The 17,579-nt window shown below is 63.5% G+C and carries 17 protein-coding genes; 5 read left to right on the top strand and 12 right to left on the bottom strand.

Annotated elements, in window-relative coordinates; genetic code table 11:
- The first annotated feature begins 14 nt into the window (after positions 1-14).
- The 5 genes from LQE90_RS00605 (at position 15) to LQE90_RS00585 (ending at position 4,767) form a co-directional block, all read left to right on the top strand.
- Positions 15-1,280: an Mbeg1-like protein gene (locus LQE90_RS00605; RefSeq protein ID WP_216528504.1), complete on the top strand. Its 1,266-nt coding sequence runs from the start codon at positions 15-17 to the stop codon at positions 1,278-1,280.
- Positions 1,281-1,329: 49 nt separating this feature from the next.
- A complete protein-coding gene (locus LQE90_RS00600; protein ID WP_216528681.1) occupies positions 1,330-2,223 on the top strand; it encodes a prenyltransferase in 894 nt (297 codons plus the stop codon).
- A 9-nt stretch (positions 2,224-2,232) separates the two neighbouring features.
- Entirely contained in the window at positions 2,233-3,438 is a 1,206-nt protein-coding gene (locus tag LQE90_RS00595; RefSeq protein ID WP_216528503.1) for a MalY/PatB family protein, read from the top strand.
- A gap of 11 nt (positions 3,439-3,449) precedes the next feature.
- The gene (locus tag LQE90_RS00590) at positions 3,450-3,887 is read left to right on the top strand and encodes a lipocalin (protein ID WP_216528502.1); all 438 of its coding nucleotides are present in this window, start codon (positions 3,450-3,452) and stop codon (positions 3,885-3,887) included.
- Positions 3,888-4,128: 241 nt separating this feature from the next.
- Positions 4,129-4,767 (top strand): VanZ family protein, encoded by a 639-nt coding sequence (locus tag LQE90_RS00585; protein WP_216528501.1) that lies wholly within the window; start codon positions 4,129-4,131, stop codon positions 4,765-4,767.
- A gap of 33 nt (positions 4,768-4,800) precedes the next feature.
- On the opposite strand, the gene gluQRS is transcribed toward LQE90_RS00585, so the two are convergent.
- The 12 genes from gluQRS to LQE90_RS00525 form a co-directional block, all read right to left on the bottom strand.
- Positions 4,801-5,742, bottom strand: a complete 942-nt coding sequence (gene gluQRS, locus LQE90_RS00580; protein WP_216528500.1) for a tRNA glutamyl-Q(34) synthetase GluQRS — start codon at positions 5,740-5,742, stop codon at positions 4,801-4,803.
- Positions 5,743-5,837: 95 nt separating this feature from the next.
- On the bottom strand, positions 5,838-7,202 hold the full coding sequence (locus LQE90_RS00575) for a phenylacetate--CoA ligase family protein (RefSeq protein ID WP_225749155.1): 1,365 nt from the start codon (positions 7,200-7,202) through the stop codon (positions 5,838-5,840).
- A 5-nt stretch (positions 7,203-7,207) separates the two neighbouring features.
- A complete protein-coding gene (locus LQE90_RS00570) occupies positions 7,208-7,645 on the bottom strand; it encodes an ACT domain-containing protein (RefSeq protein ID WP_216528498.1) in 438 nt (145 codons plus the stop codon).
- Positions 7,642-8,253, bottom strand: a complete 612-nt coding sequence (locus tag LQE90_RS00565) for an indolepyruvate oxidoreductase subunit beta (protein ID WP_216528497.1) — start codon at positions 8,251-8,253, stop codon at positions 7,642-7,644. Before LQE90_RS00565 ends, LQE90_RS00570 begins: the two co-directional genes overlap by 4 nt.
- Positions 8,246-10,000, bottom strand: a complete 1,755-nt coding sequence (locus tag LQE90_RS00560) for a thiamine pyrophosphate-dependent enzyme (protein ID WP_216528496.1) — start codon at positions 9,998-10,000, stop codon at positions 8,246-8,248. The genes LQE90_RS00565 and LQE90_RS00560 overlap by 8 nt, the downstream gene beginning before the upstream one ends.
- Before the next feature lie 193 nt (positions 10,001-10,193).
- Positions 10,194-10,634 (bottom strand): FHA domain-containing protein, encoded by a 441-nt coding sequence (locus tag LQE90_RS00555; RefSeq protein ID WP_216528495.1) that lies wholly within the window; start codon positions 10,632-10,634, stop codon positions 10,194-10,196.
- Between the two features lie 24 nt (positions 10,635-10,658).
- On the bottom strand, positions 10,659-12,074 hold the full coding sequence (locus LQE90_RS00550; protein WP_216528494.1) for a D-alanyl-D-alanine carboxypeptidase family protein: 1,416 nt from the start codon (positions 12,072-12,074) through the stop codon (positions 10,659-10,661).
- The gene (locus LQE90_RS00545; RefSeq protein WP_123191241.1) at positions 12,067-12,492 is read right to left on the bottom strand and encodes an ACT domain-containing protein; all 426 of its coding nucleotides are present in this window, start codon (positions 12,490-12,492) and stop codon (positions 12,067-12,069) included. Before LQE90_RS00545 ends, LQE90_RS00550 begins: the two co-directional genes overlap by 8 nt.
- Complete coding sequence (locus tag LQE90_RS00540) at positions 12,489-13,799, bottom strand: phenylacetate--CoA ligase family protein (protein ID WP_114566135.1); 1,311 nt, start codon at positions 13,797-13,799, stop codon at positions 12,489-12,491. The genes LQE90_RS00545 and LQE90_RS00540 overlap by 4 nt, the downstream gene beginning before the upstream one ends.
- Before the next feature lie 56 nt (positions 13,800-13,855).
- The gene (locus LQE90_RS00535) at positions 13,856-15,826 is read right to left on the bottom strand and encodes a VanW family protein (RefSeq protein ID WP_231088149.1); all 1,971 of its coding nucleotides are present in this window, start codon (positions 15,824-15,826) and stop codon (positions 13,856-13,858) included.
- Between the two features lie 288 nt (positions 15,827-16,114).
- Positions 16,115-16,774, bottom strand: coding sequence for a CDP-alcohol phosphatidyltransferase family protein (locus LQE90_RS00530; protein ID WP_216528492.1), 660 nt, complete (start codon positions 16,772-16,774; stop codon positions 16,115-16,117).
- 440 nt (positions 16,775-17,214) lie between these two features.
- Positions 17,215-17,571, bottom strand: coding sequence for a 4Fe-4S binding protein (locus tag LQE90_RS00525; protein WP_114566074.1), 357 nt, complete (start codon positions 17,569-17,571; stop codon positions 17,215-17,217).
- Between the last annotated feature and the right edge of the window lie 8 nt (positions 17,572-17,579).

Genomic DNA, 17,579 nt, shown 5'->3' with positions numbered 1-17,579 from the left:
GCTACAATGTGAGTATGCGCAATATCGTATCGTATATAGCAGAAGAGCAGCGGACTTTCTCCGAATTACCGTTCAACCCGGTGGACTCCCTCGTATTCTCGACCCTGGCTTACCTCAACTACGAAGAAGCCGGACGCGACCAGGCTGACGCCTTGCGCTCGGACGGCTCGATCGCCGCCCCCTGGGAGGCGCTGCTCGACGCAAGCGGCCCCCGGCGCGTGCACTTGCACGACGTTTTGGCCTTGTCGGACTGGGAGGCCCTTACCGCGCACAGCTGGATGGAGGATGCGCGGGACACCGTGGCTTTTTTGCACGTGGCAATGGCGAGCCGTCGTTTGCGCGACGTGCGGGTATCCTTCTACGCCAACGAACGATCCGAGGTGGTTGAGAAGCAGTTCAGCGCCGTAACCTTGTTCTTCCCCGCCATTGAGGGAGAGCGTGCTTACCTGGCGTTTCGAGGCACGGACGGCAGCTTCGCCGGTTGGAAAGAAGACTTCAACCTGTGCTTCAAAGACGTCATCCCGTCGCAGTGCACGGCGGCTGCCTATCTTTCGGGCGTGGCGTCGGCCTGCGCGTGCCCGCTTCTGGTTGGCGGCCACTCGAAGGGCGGAAACCTTGCCGAGTACGCGGCTCTGGTTGCAGACGACGGCACGTTCTCGCGCCTTGAAGGCGTGTTCAACCACGACGGCCCGTCGTTTTTGGACGATCCCTCCCCGCGCATCGACGATCCGACGTTCTGCTCGCTTCTGCACAAGAGCGTCCCCGAATCTTCCGCGTTCGGCATGATATTGGAACGGCGCGCCGACTACCGCGTGGTAAGATCATCAGCGCTTTCGGTGTTTCAGCATGAGCCGTTCACCTGGCAGACCGAAGGATCGGACTTCCTGTACCAGGACGAGCTCAACGCATCGGCCGTGTTCTTCGACGAAACGCTCGACGCATGGCTGCGCAGCAGGAACGCGTCCGAGCGCGAGCGGTTCATCGATTCGATCTACGACTTGTTCGCCTCGACCGAGGCGAACACTTGGGCCGAGTTCCAGGAAAACCTGTTCGCGAACACCCGGCAGCTTTTGGGATCGGGATCCAAGCTGAACGCGGAAACCAAGAGTTTCATCTGGAAGACGCTGGGAGGATTGGGCAGCGTGCTGAAGGAAGAAGCCATCAAGCGCTTCAAGTCGTCGCCGCCCATGTGGCTACCGCGTCGTCGCGAAGCGTACGCAACAATGAAGACGAGGAAGGAAGCGAAGCATGAGCGCAGAAGCGCCCGCAAGGACGGCTGACGAAAGGGACGCGGAAACGAAGCGCGCATACGGAAGGTTTACGCTGCGCATGGCGGTGCAGCTAGCGGCTCCTCATACGTGGCCGGCGGCCATTCTGCCCGTACTGGTGGCAACCGCAGCGGCCGCTGCCACAACGGGAGCCGTTTCCGCCGTGATGGCATGCGTGCTGCTGGTCATCTGCGTGCTGATGCAAGCCTCGGTCAACACGTTCAACGACTACTACGATTACGTGAAAGGCGCAGACTCGGCCGACGACAACGTGGATCCGACCGATGCCGTACTGGTGTACAACAACGTGAATCCGCGCGCAGCGCTCGGGCTTGCCGTCGGGTTTCTGGTGGCGGCGTTCGGACTGGGCGTTTACGTTATCTGGCAGGCCGGATGGATTCCGTTGGCTCTGGGCGTCGTCGGCGCGATCATCGTGGTTTTGTATTCCGCGGGGAAAACGCCCATCTCCTACCTGCCCATTGGCGAGCTTGTCAGCGGGTTCGTCATGGGCGGGCTCATTCCCCTTGCCTGCTACCAAGCATTGACCGGAGCGTTCGACCTGCGCGCGCTGCTGTGGGCGGTGCCCACCGTGCTGGGCGTTGGGCTGATCATGTTCACGAACAACACGTGCGATATCGAAAAGGACGTCGAATCGGGACGTCGCACTCTGTCGGTGCTGCTGGGACGCGACCGCGCGCGCAAGCTGTACCACAGCGTGGTGGCGGCTTGGATGATCTCGATCGTAGCGCTGGTGGCCCTGTTCTTCACGAGCGGCGTCATCGTGGTTCCGTTCATGCTGCTTGCGTCGTATCCGCTGGTGAAAGCGCTCATAGCCAACCCGCTCGCGCCTGCGTCGCGCATAGGCGCCATGGCGCAGGTATGCAGCTTGAACATCGCGTTGGGCGCGTTTTACGCGGCGGCGTTGTTCGCAAGCGGCTTTTCCCTGTTCGTGTAGGAGGCTGCCATGACGTACGACTTCGATCGAGTGATCGAGCGACGCGGAACCAATAGCGAGAAATGGGATTGCGGACCGCAACTCAAAGGGCGCGACGATCTGCTGCCGCTCTGGGTCGCCGATATGGACTTCGCGCTGCCCGATGAGGTGCTTGACGATATGCGCACAGCCGTGAACCACGGCGTGTTCGGCTACGGGTTCGCAGGAGCCGCGTACTACGAATCGGTTCTGGCCTGGTACTCGGATCGTTTCGACTGGACCGTGGAGCGCTCGTGGCTCACGCAAACTCCCGGCGTGGTGTTCGCGCTGGGAATCGCCCTGCAGGCGTTCACCGATCCAGGCGATGCCGTGCTGATTCAGCAGCCCGTTTACTACCCGTTCGCGCAGCTCATCGAATCGAACGGACGCAAGCTTGTTGACAGCCCGCTTGTCTACGAGCAGGGGCGATACCGAATAGACTTCGATGATTTCGAGAAGAAGATCGCGTCCTCTCGGGTGAAGGCGTTCATTTTATGCAGTCCCCACAACCCGGTCGGCCGGGTATGGACGCACGACGAGCTGGAGCGGATCGGGCGCATCTGCCGCGCGCACGACGTGCTGGTCATCTCGGACGAGATCCACGCCGACTTCACCTATCCGGGGCATCGCCATCACGTGTTCCCTACGGTGGATCCTTCGTTCGCCGAACGCTGCGTAGTATGCACGGCGCCGAGCAAGACATTCAACATCGCCGGGCTGCAGATAGCGAACATCGTCATCCCGAACGAGGAGCTGCGCGCACGGTATCGCAAGGTTTTGGAGCGGATCGGCTACTTCGGAGCAAGTCCGTTCTCGCTGGAAGCATGCCGTTCGTGCTACACTCACGGCGGCCCTTGGCTGGACGAGTTGAAGGACTACCTGGCGCAGAACCTGAGCTTTTTAAGGGAGTTCCTGCGCGAACGGATGCCTGAGATCGCGTTGGTCGAGCCGCAGGGCACGTATCTTGCATGGCTCGATTGCTCGGGCTTGGGCCTGGACGACGCGCGGCTTGAAAAGCTCATGGTGGACGACGCGCGCGTGTGGCTTGATTCCGGCAGCATGTTCGGACCATGTTCGGGGCAGTTCGAGCGCGTGAACATAGCCTGCCCGCGCGCCACCCTCGAACGCGCCCTCGAGCAGATAGAATCAGCTGTCGGAAAGCTGCGCGCACAGCGTGCGGTCAACCGGGAAAGATAAAGGAGCACGCTATGGAAATCGTTCGTTTCGGCGTAGGGCTGGTGCTGTTGATTGCGTCGGGCGCGTTGACGGTGCAGTTGTGGAACGGCAACTGGCTGTCGCTGATCGCAAAGCCTACGACCACGAAGAAGGGGACGTTTTATCCTGAAGGCACCCGCAAATCAGGACAGCGCGCAGCCTGGGTCATGGTCGCCTGCTTCGCGGTGGTCGGAACGCTCATGGCGTTCGAGATGGCGAAGATGACCGGGCTCGTCCTGTTCGCGCAGATCGCTTCGGTGCTGTGCAACGTAATGCTGGTTGGATTCTGCGTTCTGGCGGTATGGACCCTGTTTTCCCGCTCGAAAGGCGCAGACGGCAAGTTGAACTTCGGCGGCGACAACGTGCGCCTGACGCTTCTTCTGCTGGGAAGCTGCGTGGTACTTACGCTCGTGTCGCTCCTGTTCGCGTAGTCTCGTCAACTCTCGCCGCGTTCGGCGGGAGTTGACGCGGGGTGCAAGCCGGCCTCCTATCGCACAGCCGAAACCATCAGCCCTGGTTTGCGTCCGGATCTTGAAGAGCGCTCCCGCGACGGTTTCGGCAACGAAATCCTTAACGATCCTCAACGTTGCGGCACTTGCCCCTTCAAACGTCGAAGCAAGCTGCTAGGATACGGTGTTCGAGGGATGAATCTGGGCGAAAGGTACGGACACGATGGTCGAAAGCGCGCTGCTGGCCGCGTACGAGCTGGCGACGGTGCTCGCGCCGTTTCTTGTAGCCTACGCGATACGGCATGCCCACGCACGACGAACGGGCTCCATTCCCGTTGAGTTCGCGCCCGCTTTCGCGTTCGTGCTGTACGTGTTTGCCGTGCTGTACGTCACGGGATCGGGCACGCTGTACGACCTGCTGCGGCAAACGGCCAGCTGGGGGCCGAATGACCTGTACTTGATTCCGTTTCTTGCCGCCGACCCGATCGGATGCGCTCTCAATGTCGTGCTGTTCCTCCCCTTGGGCTTTTCGATCCCGCTCATCTGGAAGCGAGTTGACCGGGCGTTCACCATAGGAGCGATGGGCTTCTCTTTTTCGCTCGCCATCGAGCTGAGCCAGCTTCTCAACCATCGCGCGACCGACATCGACGACCTGATATTGAACACGCTCGGCGCGCTTTTGGGCTTCGCGCTGTATCGACTTTGGTCGAATCGCGCGAATGCGGCGCGCAGCAAGCATGTTTTCGTCTCGGAGCGTCTTCCGAGCGCACGCGAACCCGCCCTGTACCTGGCCGTCACCTTTGCGGGGCATTTCTTTTTGTTCAACGAGATGGGTATTGCGAAACTGCTTTACGGGTTCTAAGCACCTGCACCCTCCGCGCCAAGCCGATACGCTCTATCGCCAGCGTATCTGGGTAAGATCCTTCAGGTCGGTTGAAATCCTGTCGAAATCGAACAAGGCCAGCAACTCTTCGGGCGACGCCGGATCGCACGTGGGGGCAAGCCCCGTGATTCCCGCAATATGGCCGATAACTCCCTCGGACGTTTTGAACCGATCCAAAAGAGCATCGAGCGCCGCGTCGTGATCGCGCTTCGAAAGGCGCCGCTCCTCTTCCGCAACGATAAGCGGCACGTGCGCGTACGCAGGATGCCCCAGACCGAGCAGTTCCTGCAGGTACAGCTGCTGCGGCGTGGAACAGAGCAGGTCGACGCCGCGCACGACCGAGTTCACACCCTGTTCCGCATCGTCTACGACCACGGCCAGCTGGTATGCGAACGCCCCGTCCGAGCGCTGTATCAGGAAATCGCCGCACTCGCGAGCAAGGTTTTGACGATACGGTCCTTGCACCTGATCATCAAGCGAAACGGCCCTGTCGACAACCAGCAGACGTTGCGCCGGGACGCGCTGAGCGCGCCGTGCGGCGCGCTCTTCGACCGTCAACGCACGACAGGTTCCCGGGTACACGGGCTTTTCGCCACGATGAGGCGCTGATGCCGCATGCAGATCGGCGCGCGTGCAGAAACAGGGGTACACGAGCCCGCGCGCAGCCAGCGAATCAAAGGCGGCCCGATACGCCTCCGTGCGATCATGCTGGAAGTACGGCCCTTCGTCCCAGGTGAGTCCTAATGCCTCGAAATCGCGTTGCACGGCATCGATGAACTGCGGCTTCGATCGTTCGGCATCAAGATCCTCTATGCGCAGGACAATCCGTCCGCCTTGCGATTTCGCCACAAGCCACGCCACGAGCGCCGCGAACACGTTGCCCGCATGCATGCGCCCGGTCGGAGAAGGAGCGAACCTCCCGACGACCTCGGTATGCGAAGGGGCTGCTTGCATGGGCTGATCTCCCGTTGGTCCTTCCCGCGTGCGGGCTACCGCACCGCAATGCCGGCGGGAGGCCGACGTGCGTGCACGGGCCTCCCGCATTCAATCTACTTGCGTCGATCTTCGACGTGCTTCGTCTTGCCCAGAGACCTCTCGATGCCGCCGGGCTCGACCAGCTTCACGCGCACGCCCACCAGAAGAACGCCCTTGAGCTTCTCCTCGATAGCGCGGCGGAAGCGGTCCATCTCCTCGAAGGAGTCGCTGAACGCCTCGGGCTTGAGCTCCACGTGCACCGCCATGCGGTCGAGCCCGCCCTCGTTGTCCACCACGATGCGGTAGTGCGGCGTGACCCCTTCGATGCCGGTGAGGACATCCTCCACCTGGCTGGGAAACACGTTCGTGCCGCGGATGATCAGCATGTCGTCCGAACGCGCGCGCACCTTCTGCATGCGCGCCGTCGTGCGCCCGCACGCGCACGGCTCCGTGACCACGCGCGTCAGATCGTGCGTGCGGTATCGCAGCACGGGAATAGCCTGCTTGCCAAGGGGCGTGAGCACCAGCTCGCCCATCTGCCCATCGGCGACGGGCTCGCCCGTTTCGGGATCGATGACCTCCCACAGGAAGTGATCCTCCGCAATATGCTGCATGTCGCGCGCCGCCAGGCATTCGCCCGACACGCCTGGACCCATGACTTCGGTCAGACCGTAGTTGTCGGTGCAGACGATGTGCATACGGCTTTCGATCTCGGCCTTCAGGCCCGGCGGGCAGGGTTCGCCGCCGAACAGGCCCACGCGCAGGGTGGACCGCTCCCAATCGAAGCCCATGCGCTCTCCCACCTCGCACATGTGCAGGGCGTAGGAAGGCGTGGCCACGAGCACGGTGGTGCCGTAGTCCTGGATCATGGCGATGTGGCGCTCGGTGTTGCCCGACCCTGCGGGAATCATCATGCAGCCAAGCTTCTGCAGCCCGTAGTGCAAGCCGAAGCCGCCGGTGAACATGCCGTATCCGAACGCCATCTGCGCTCGATCGCCCGGCACGACGCCCGCCATCTGCACAAGGCGCATGATGCAGTCGGCCCACAGCTCCATGTCATGATCGTTATAGCCGACCACGATGGGCTTGCCCGTGGTGCCCGAGGACGAATGCAGCTCCTTCACCTGGTCGAGCGGTACGGCGAACAGCCCGTACGGAAACGTGTCGCGCAGGACCGACTTGTCGGTGAAGGGGAGTTTGCGAACGTCTTCAAGCGTCTTGATGTCATCGGGGCTCACGCCGTCGCGGTCCATGCGCTCGCGGTACCAGGCCACGCGGTCGTACGTCCAACGCACCTGCTCGATCAGGCGCTCGAGCTGCAGCGCGCGAATCTCCTGGCGCGAGGCGCACTCGACGGCAGGGTTGTGGATGGGCAGGCTGGAGAAGTCCCCGGCTTGGGCGGCAGCCAGCGCCGCGCCCTTGACGGTCATATCGGCCATGACGTTCACCGCCCTTCAGCGGGCGCAAGCGGCTGCGCGAGATCGTCCTGCCCGATGAGCTCCACCGGTTCGCCGGCCAGCAATTCCTCGGCACGTGCCAGATCCTTGACGGATAGCGCGATGTAAGTGGAGATGAGGGAATAGCTGTACGTGACGTTGATGCCGCAATCGGCCATGACGCCCATGACGCGCGCCAACTCGCCGGGCGTGTCGTCCAGGCGCGCGCACAGCACCTCCGATTTCGTGGCGGCGGCGCCCATGTCGGTGAGCACGGCCAACGCCTTGTCCGGATCGCTCACGATGAAGCGCACGATGCCGTAGTCTCCCGTGTCGGACGCGCTGTATCCGCGAACGCTGACGTGAGCGGTCTCGAAGGCGTCCAGCACGCGCCGCAGATGCCCCGGCCTGCTCTCAAGAAACACGCTGATCTGCTGTACGCTCATGCTCGATCCCCTTCCCTGCTCTCGACCGCTTCCTCGGCGAAGGCGAAGCCGGCGCGAAACGCGGCCAGGTTCGCTTCGACGGTTTTGGGCGGCACGCGCTTTGCGATGACCCGCTCCCATGCGTCCTGCGGAAACTCCAAACGCGTGGCAAGCGCGCCCAGCAGCACGACGTTAACCGACTTCGGGCTGCCGACGCCTGCGGCTATGTCACCGGCGGAAATGAGCGTGGCACCCGCGTCGGCCAGCGTTTCGCGGGCGTTCTCGGGCATGGACGCACGTCCGATGAGCACGGGCAAAGGCTGGATGGACTCGTCGGCCACCAGCAAGTACCCGCCTTCGCGCACGAAGGAAAGGTTGCGCAGCGCCTCGGTCGTCTCGAACGACACGACGCAATCGGCGCACCCCTCGTCAGCCACCATGGACTGCACGCCGTCGCGCCCGAAGCGCACCACCGTGGTAACCGCGCCGCCGCGCTGAGACATGCCGTGAATCTCCGAAACCTTGGCGTCGAAGCCGGATTCCAAAGCCGCATGGGCAAGCAGATCGGCGGCGAGGATGGTTCCCTGCCCGCCGACGCCGCACAGGAGCACTGTGGTCGCCTTATTCATGGCAGCCCCCTTTCTCCAGAGCAGGTTGCGCGATGGCCTTCCAGGCGCAGTACTGCGCGCATTGGCCGCACCCGACGCACTGGCCGGCGTCGATGATCGCATGGTCCGTTTCGGGATCCTTCGATATGGCAGGGCAGCCCAAGGTCGAGCAAACGCCGCACGCCGTGCAGGCGTCGCTTACGGCGTACACCGGATTCTTGATGCGATCGATGAGCACGCACGGGCTGCGGAACACCAGTACGGAAAGGTCCTCGTTCGCCACGGCCTCCTTGAGCGTGCGGCGCACGGCCTTCGCATCGTTGGGATCGATCGTGCGAACGTCCTCCACGCCGAGCGCCCGCACGATGCCCTCCAAGTCCATCTCGCGCGACGGGCGTCCCTGAAGCGTTTCGCCGTTGAACGGGTTTCCCTGACGGCCCGTCATGGCGGTCGTGCGGTTGTCGAGCACGCAAACGGTTCCACCGCCCTGGTTGTACACGGTGGAGATGAGCGCCGAAAGCCCCGAATGCGCGAAGGTCGAATCGCCGATCACGCCCACGACGGGACGATGATCGGTTCCAGCCCACGCCAGCTCGAAGCCGTGCGACATCGAGACGGACGCGCCCATGTCGATGGTGGTGTCCATGGCGGAAAGGGGCGGCAACGCACCGAGCGTATAACATCCGATATCACCCGTGACCACGGCTTTCATGCGCGAAAGCTCCTTGAACACCAAACGGTGCGGGCATCCGGCGCACAGCGCGGGCGGACGGCCCGGAAGGCCCTCGGGCATGGGCGCGTGCGCGGGCTCTTCGAACCCGAACGCGGCGCGAATCAGGCCGGGCGAAAGCTCGCCGTCCCGCGGAATGGGATTGGCGAACTCGGCAACCGCTATTCCGAGCGCTCGCACGGAGTCGGTCAGGTATTCGGACGCTTCCTCGACCACGTACAACGCATCGACGCTGGCAGCGAAGTCGCGCAGCGCACGAGCGGGCAGCGGCCACGTTACCCCGAGCTTGAACACCGACGCGTCAGGCAGCGCCTCGGTCACGTGTTGGTACGTCGCGCCGGCGCAGACCACGCCGACGGCGCTTTCCTTATGCACGACGTTGTTGTACGGGCATTCCTCGACCCACGCGCGCAACGCGTCGATGCGGTCGAGCTGCACCTTGCGGCGCGGCTTCGCGAATGCGGGCATCATCACCCACTTGGCAGGATTGCTCTCGTAGGCCTTCACCGGAACGTCGGTGCGCTCGCCAGGCTCCACCGGGGTCTTCGTGTGCGAAACGCGCACGGTCGAGCGAATGAACACGGGCACGTCGAAGCGCTCGGACAGATCGAACGCTTCGCGCGTGAAGCTGAGGGCTTCGGCGGAATCCGCAGGATCGAGCATGGGAATATGCGCTGCGCGGGCGTACCAGTGCGAATCCTGCTCGTTTTGCGACGAGTACATGCCCGGATCGTCCGCGGCCAGCACGACCAGGCCGCCTCCCACGCCCGCATATGCGGCGGTGAACAGCGGGTCGGCCGCCACGTTCACGCCTACGTGCTTCATCGTCGTGAGAACGCGCGCGCCGGCGGCAGACGCGCCGATGCCCACCTCCACGGCCACCTTCTCGTTGACGGCCCATTCGGCGTACACGCCGTCCTTCTTCGCGAACGCTTCGAGCGTTTCCGTCGAAGGCGTTCCGGGGTACGCCACGCCGATATGGGCGCCGGCTTCCCACGCCCCTTGGGCGATCGCCTCGTTACCTGACATCAATTCCATTAGACGAACCTTCCTTGAATGCTGACCCGCAGGGAATTATACGGCAAAGCGCGCCGCGCGGCCCGGTCAAAGAAGGAAGACCGTTCCGAGCGGCGCGCTATTCGACGCTGGGCGCCCGACGGCGCGTCGTCGCCCTGAAACGCGAAGCTCGGCTTCAGCTCGGCCTCAGGACGACGACGCGCGAAAGAGCGCGTTACTCCTCTTTGTAGACCAGGCAGAACGCCCCGATCTGGATGACGTCGCCGTTTTCGAGCTGGCGCTCGTCGATGCTCGCGTTGTTCACCCACACTCCGTTGAAGGAGTTGGAATCTCGGATGACATAGCCCCCGTTCGCAGGCTCGACCGACGCATGGGAGCGCGACACGGTCATGTCGTTGAGAAACACGTCGCACTGGGGGCTGCGGCCGATGGACAGCGGCGCGTCGGCAAGGTGGAAGCTGACGCCGGTCTGCGGACCGCGCACCACATGCAGCACGGCGCTCGCCTGGGGCTGGGCTGCCGAAGTCAACGGGTCGTCCGACAGCGCCACCGGCTCGAAGCGCTGCGTGCTGCCAAGAAGCTTGAACCCGCAGGTCGGGCATGCGGCTGCCTGGGCGTCAACCGGATTGTTGCAAACGGGGCACATGGTGCTCATGGCAATTCCTCTCTGCGGCGCGCCTTACGCGGCGGGGGCCGTCTTGTCTACGACCAGCGGCGTTTCGTTGATCGTCACGGATTGGGCCACGGTGCTCTGCCCGGAGAACCCTCTGAACAAGCGATCCCACCAGATTCCCACGCTCTCGAAGAAATTGGGGGCTGCAACGTCTTCGCATGCGACCAAGTCCATAGTGGCTATTTCAGCGTTGCGCTGCTTGAACGTGATGGTGCCCACCTTGTCGCCTGCGCGCACGTCGGTGGTCAGCTGATCGAACGAAAGCGACTGGCTGACGTTGCCGTTCAGGTCGAAGATCGTGGCAGAAGCTGCAGGATCCGCAAGCGTGGCCTTCACGGTCTTGTCGATCCATCCCTCGTGCGCCACTTCGGCGATTACGGGAACCTCGGCTCCGTTCATGGTGGCGGTCTGGTTGCTGTGGGCCAACGGGTACTTCACCTCGTGCTGGTACACCCACTCGCAAAGCGCCTGCGCATCCCTGAAGCGCTGGGGCTCGGACGAGGAGTTGATGACGATGGCGTACAGCTCTTTCTCGCCGTTGTTGGCAGCGCCTGCGAACGAGAACCCTGCAAGCGCGGTGAACCCGGTTTTGACGCCGATGGCGTACTCGTAGATGTCGAGGAAGCCGTCCGTGGTCTCGAGGCTGATGTCCGCCTTCGCGCCGCCGCGCGTCACCTGGATGACGGTATCGCCCTGGGAAACGTCCGCGCGGAACGTCTCGTCCTTCATGGCGTACTGCACCACCTTGGCCACGTCGGCAGCCGTGCTGTGCAGGTTGCCCGCGTACGCGTCGAAGTCCAGGCCGTGGGGGTTCTCGTAGACCGTATCGGTGCAGCCGAGCTCTGCGGCCTTCGCGTTCATCTGGGCGACGAACGCGCCTTGAGCGCTGTCGCCCGATGCCGTGCCGCTTGATTGGAGCGCGGCGCCCACCGTCTCGGCGATGGCGACGGCCGCGTCGTTGCCCGACGGGACGAGCAGCGCCGTCAGGGCCGTGCGCAGGCTCATGACGTCGCCTTCTTGCAGCCCGGCCGACGATTCGCCCGCGGCGGCGGCGGTTGCGGACACCGTGATCGGGGTGTCGAGCGATACGATGCCGCTGGACACCGCATCAAGGGCCACCACGCCCGTCATGACCTTGGTGATGGAGGCGATCTGCGTGGGAGAAGACGCGTTGCGCTCGAAGTACACGGTTCCCGCAGAGTCCATCACGATGGCGTACTCGGCATCGATGTTGGGGCTTTGCGCGACCGACAAGCCGCGCGCGTCGACGGTTTGGCCGTAAACGACGTCCGCTTTGCGCACGTCCGCCGCTGCAACGGCCGGAAAGGCCGCAGCGCTCGCGAACGCAAGCAAAAGCGCCAGGGCGCACGCGAGGATGCGCGTGCGCCCGCTCTGGGCGATATGTTGAACGGTGCTAGTCAATGCGGTAGATATCCTCCGGTCGAACCGGCTGGAAGCCGGCATCGGTCAGCTTCTGCTCCACGGCGTCGTCGCTTACTTTAAGCACGTCGACAGCAGTGTCCTGGTTGACCGAGAAGCAGTAGCCGTACTCCACGTTCACGTTCTGCTCGTCTAGGAACTCCAAGAGCTTGGCAAGACCGCCGGGCTCGTTGGGAACGCGCACGGCCAGCACGGGCGTGACGGCGGCGCGCCAGCCCTGCGCCTTCAACGCTTCGGCGGCGGCTTCGGGCGTGTCGCACAGCATGCGCACCACGCCGAACTCGGTGGTGTCGGCCAGGTTCAGCGCGTGCATGTTGATGCCTGCGTCGGAAACGGCGCGGCAAGCGGCCGCCAAGCGGCCTTTCTCGTTCTCGAGAAAAACGGTCAGCTGGGAGATCATGCCTTCTTCCCTTCTCTCAGGTCGATGATGCGCTTCGCCTTGCCCTCGCTGCGCTCGATGGTCTTGGGCTCGACGATCTTGATCTCGACGGCAATCTGCAGGTTGCTCTTCAGCTCGGAGGCCAGACGGCGCTTGAGGTCCTGGAGCTTGCGGATCTCGTCGAACGGGAACTCGGGAACGGTCTCGACGTTGAGCTCCACGTGATCCAGCGCGCCGCGCGTGGTCAGGACGATCTGGTACTGCGCCGCGATCTCCGGGAATTCCGTGATGACCTGCTCGATCTGCGACGGGAACACGTTGACGCCGCGCAGGATGAGCATGTCGTCGGAGCGGCCGACGATGCGGTCGATCTTGCGATGGGTGCGTCCGCATGCGCACGTCTCGGGTATGATGCGCGTGATGTCGCGCGTGCGATAGCGCACGAGCGGGCAGCATTCGCGCACGAGCGTGGTGAACACGAGCTCGCCCCATTCGCCGTCGGGCAAGGGCTCGAGCGTGTCCGGATCCACAATCTCGGCGTAGAACTGGTCTTCGGCAAGGTGCAGGCCGTTCGATTCGGAGCACTCCACGGCTACGCCCGGCCCCATGACCTCCGAAAGCCCGTAGATGTCGCAATAGCGAATGCCCAGCTTCTCGCGGATTTCCTGGCGCATGTTCTCAGAGCACGGCTCGGCGCCGAAGATGCCGGCGGAAATCTTGAAGTCGGTCGCGGGATCGTAGCCCATCTCCCGCGCCGTGTCCGCTATGAGCAGCGCGTAGGAGGGGGTGCAGGCCAGGATGTCGGTACCGAGGTCCTTCATCATTTGGATTTGCCGCTTGGTGTTGCCCGAAGACGTGGGGATGACCGTGCAACCAGCCGCCTCGCCGCCGTAATGCGCGCCCAAGCCACCGGTGAACAGGCCGTATCCGTACGATACCTGGATGGTGGATTCCGGGCCGCCGCCCGCCATGTAGATTCCGCGCGCGAAGCAGTCCCCCCAGTTCTTGAGGTCGTTCGCCGTATGCCCGACCACGGTCGCCTGACCGGTGGTGCCGGAAGACGCGTGGATGCGGGACACCTCTTTCTGGCCGACGGCGAACAAGCCGCGAGGATAGGCGTCGCGCATGTCCTGCTTGACGACGAAGGGGAAGTGCGACAGGTCTGCGAGGCTCTTGAGATCGCCCGGCTCGATGCCGGCTTCCTTAAAGGACTTCTGATAGAACTCGACGTTGTCGTAGGCGTGCTGAACGGTTTTCTTCATGCGCTCGAGCTGCAGCTCGCGGAGCCGCTCGAAGGGCATGGTCTCGATTTCGGGCTGGTAGTACACCTTGGGAATCACCTCTCCTGCTGTTGCAAACGGATATCGAGCGGCGGGCCGCTCGTTTAGGCGTTGGTCTCGTCGCTTGGGGACTCGGGGCCCTTCACCACGACTTCCGTCACGGGATCGTACACGGAATAGAACGGGTCCTCGTGCAGGATGCCGCCGTCTTCGCTCTTCACCGTGCGAACAACCGTGATCTTGCGTCCGTCGGTTCCGCGCGTTTTGACGTAGCTCGAACCGGGTGCGAGCGACTCGTCGACCTTTGTCTTGGTCGCGTAGTGCTTGCCTTCGCTCCATTCGCCCGTGGTCGAAACGACCTGGTAGCCGGGATCAACACCATACAGTGTAGCCGTTACCGACCCGTCTGTACAAGAAAGACGGACCAAAACATCGCTCGCGCCGTCGTTTTCCCACACAAGATCCAGGTCGGGCCAGCTGACCGCGGCATCGCGTCCGGCCGGGTAGCTGGATATGTACAGGGAATGGTTGTGGCGCGTCTTCACCGGGTACCCGGCTTCGTACACGGCGTTGAACATGGTGGTCGCCACCTGGCAGATGCCGCCGCCCACTGCATCGTCGTACTGGCCGTCGATGATCGCTCCGGCTCCCAAAAACCCTCTCTCCTCGTTGCACTCCCCTGCCGTTTTATTGAACGACCAGGAGCCGCCGGGCTTCACGACGGAGTTGGAGAGCAGCTGGGACACCAGCTTGATGTTATGGTTGCGGTTCTCCGTCCCCGCGCCCGTAGTGAACTGCGTGGTGTACGAGGCTATCGAGCTTATGATGCCAAGGTCCATCGCCTCGTCGAACGAAAGGGTCGCGGGCGCCGGGCCTTCGGTTATGGATACCTCTATGGGAGATCCGCCGGGCGTCGAGCCTTCCGCTTTGCCGCCCGGCCCGAACAGGGCGTCGTTGAGCGCATGGACGCCTTCGGCGACGAGCGGCATGGTGCCCGTCCCGTCCGTATGCACCGCCACACCCCCTTCGTTCGCTTGGAAAGTCACGCGGACGGGGTCGTTCGTGTCGAGCTTTTCCACGTGGGTGAGAAGGGACGGCTTGGCTTGCGCCTCGTCTATGTACGCAGACAGGGCGAAGGACCCCTCGCCCTCGTCGATGCGCGTGGCGATCCATGCGCCCATATCCGAGGGCGTGGCCTTCCAGGTCGATCCGTTGTAATTGAACTGCGCTCCGTCGGCGATCGCGCGGTTCACGGCATCCGCGACCGCCTGGGCGGCGGCTTCGTCGATGCGCAGCGGCGCATGCTCGGCACGCGCGACGAACGACCCCTGCCCGGCTTCCTGCGCGAGCAGAGCCTGGTCGAGCGAACGAGCGAAATCTCCTCGGTTGACCATGGAGCCGTCGTGGCCCTGCACCACCGTCGCGACGCCGCCGTTGACCGCCACGTTGAAATCGACGCGCGGATCGCCGATGGTTGCGTCTATGTCGGAGGCAAGCTGCTCGAGCCGGTCGCTCGCGTAGTCGGCTCGCGGCTGGATGGTGCGCCCTCCGAACAGCGCCCCGATGCGCGCGAAGATGCCGCCGTCGCTGCGCCCGGCCGCAACGGCCTCTTCGGCCAAAGCGCGGGCAGGAAGGGTGGCGCCCAGGTCGGAGGCGCTCGTGGTCCATGCCAGCTTGTTCGCACGCGCCTCCTCCACTGCCAACTGCTCGGCAAGAGCGGCATCCTGGGCGGCGGTCATCTCGTCGTTCACGCGCGCTTCGGCATCGTCGTTGGCGTATACGATGGCGGTGTTCGATTCCAGGCGCGGCCCGTAAGCTTGCTCGATGGATGCCTCGATCTCGTCGACGGTTTTCCCGGCGACGTCGATCTCCCCCACGCGCACGCCCGGATACGCCTTGCCGTAATTCAGGCCGAAGTCAACCGCGCCGCCGACGAGCAGGACCGCGGCGAGCACCATGACGGCGAGCGCAGCGCGGCTGCGCGAGGCAAGCGAGACCATCGCGCGCAGAAGGGCGAGCGAAGCCGCTCCCAATAGGCCGATCAGGGCAAGCAGCGCGTGTCCGAGAATACGCAAGATCCGCAGAGCGAGATTTTCGTCCGACGGGGACCGCGGCGCGTCCTTCGTCCAAAGCGAAGGCGCGTTGTAGGCGCCGGCATCTCTGGTTCGAGATCGGCTGGAAGAAGCGGGTCGACCTGAAGACGCTCGGGTCGAACGCGGCGAACGCCCGGCATCTCGGCCCGTCTGCGGGCGCGACGATCGCCGGGAAGCCTCGCGGCGATCGGGTGCGCGATTCGGACGCGGCTGCCTTGGAGCGCCTCCCTGCCTGCACGCTGGTTCTCTGGGCGTACGTCGATCCATCCGCTATCGTCCGCCCTCCGGCGTTGCGCCTTTGGCCTCGCGCAGCTGCCGAAGCGCCGACGCGATGTAGTAAGCCGTGGTAGCTAACGCCAGGACAAGGCCGGCGTACACGAACCAGATGCCCCACGAGCAGGCGTCGGCGTTGAATCCGGGCAACCAGGCGACGTCGACGATCCCCAGGCCGGGCAGCAAAGGCCAGTTCAAAAGCAAGCCGGCGAACCCGATGAACAAAAGCGTGGTGGCAACCTTGCCGGGATAGACGACCGCGACGCGAATACGGAAACGCTTGATGAGGCACGCGCCTCCAACAAGAAGAAACAGGTCGCGCACGACTACCACGAGGATGATCCACAAGGGAAGGCGGCCCACCAAGAACAGGCCCAAAACGCCCGATATCATGAGGATGCGGTCGACGGCGGGGTCGAGCAGCTGGCCGAGCTTCGACACTTGGTTCGTGCGACGGGCGATCTGCCCGTCGACCCAGTCGGTGCCGGCGGCCAGGGCGTACAGCAGCGTAGCTACCAGGTTGTAGCCATTCATGAGCAGGACGAAGAAAACGGGGACGAGACACAGCCGGATGAACGATATGACGTTCGGCACGGTGAATATCTTGTCAGAAACCTGCACGTCCTCAATCGTTGCTTCCTCGCTGCGTTTCGCCATATCCTCTTCCCTCGTCGCTTGCCGATCGCGCTTCAACAAAAACCGGGCGCGTTTAAGGCAGCCCGGCTTTTCCTTTGAATTCACTGGATCATTTTAGCAGGTTTCATTCAGGCCCTCGCAGGGTTTCGCGCTTCGACAGGTTTTCCATCAGGCGCTGCCGGGCAGAGGTCCACGAGCGCCGGTGCAAAGCCGGTATCGACGTTCGCTGGGATAATGCGCGAAGCGACGGCTTCCCATGTCAAAACGGACGAGTTTTGCGGCGGTTTTTCGCCCAAACGGAGCAGCTTCGCGCAAGGAGTTTTTCATCATGCCTGGTCAAAAGCTTGCCGCCTGCTATTATCCTGGTTCGAGGACCAGCAAAACTCATCCGTTTTGACAAAGGAGCCGCATCGTTTCCGATGCGGCTCCTCATGTTCGAACGTTTCGCCTTGGTTTCGACGCTACGCCGTCTTCTTGGTGTCGGGCACCTCGAAGGCGTCCACGTGCTTTTTGGCCGCCGGCGGAGCATACGAAGGCTCCATCGTCAGGCAGTCCTTCGGGCACTCGCGCACGCAGCTGCCGCACTGCACGCAGCGGAAGCGGTCGATGGTCCACGTGCGGCCGGGCTTGTCCACCGTGATGGCGCCGCACGGGCAGCGCTTCTGGCAGATGCCGCACAGAATGCAGTTCGCCACGTCGTTGGCCACATGCCCCTTGAGTCCCGGCGGCGGCGTTTTGGTCTGAACCGGGTACTGGATGGTCTCGGGCTGCTTGAACAGCCCCCCGAGGGTCATCTTTCCAAGCTTGAAGCTTCCCATGGTCCCTC

Origin of the sequence: Paraeggerthella hominis, assembly GCF_021044775.1 — a bacterium.
In the GTDB taxonomy this organism is placed as follows: domain Bacteria; phylum Actinomycetota; class Coriobacteriia; order Coriobacteriales; family Eggerthellaceae; genus Paraeggerthella; species Paraeggerthella hominis.
The sequence above is the reverse complement of the archived record's forward strand: the minus strand, read 5'-3'. Positions and strand labels throughout refer to the sequence as shown.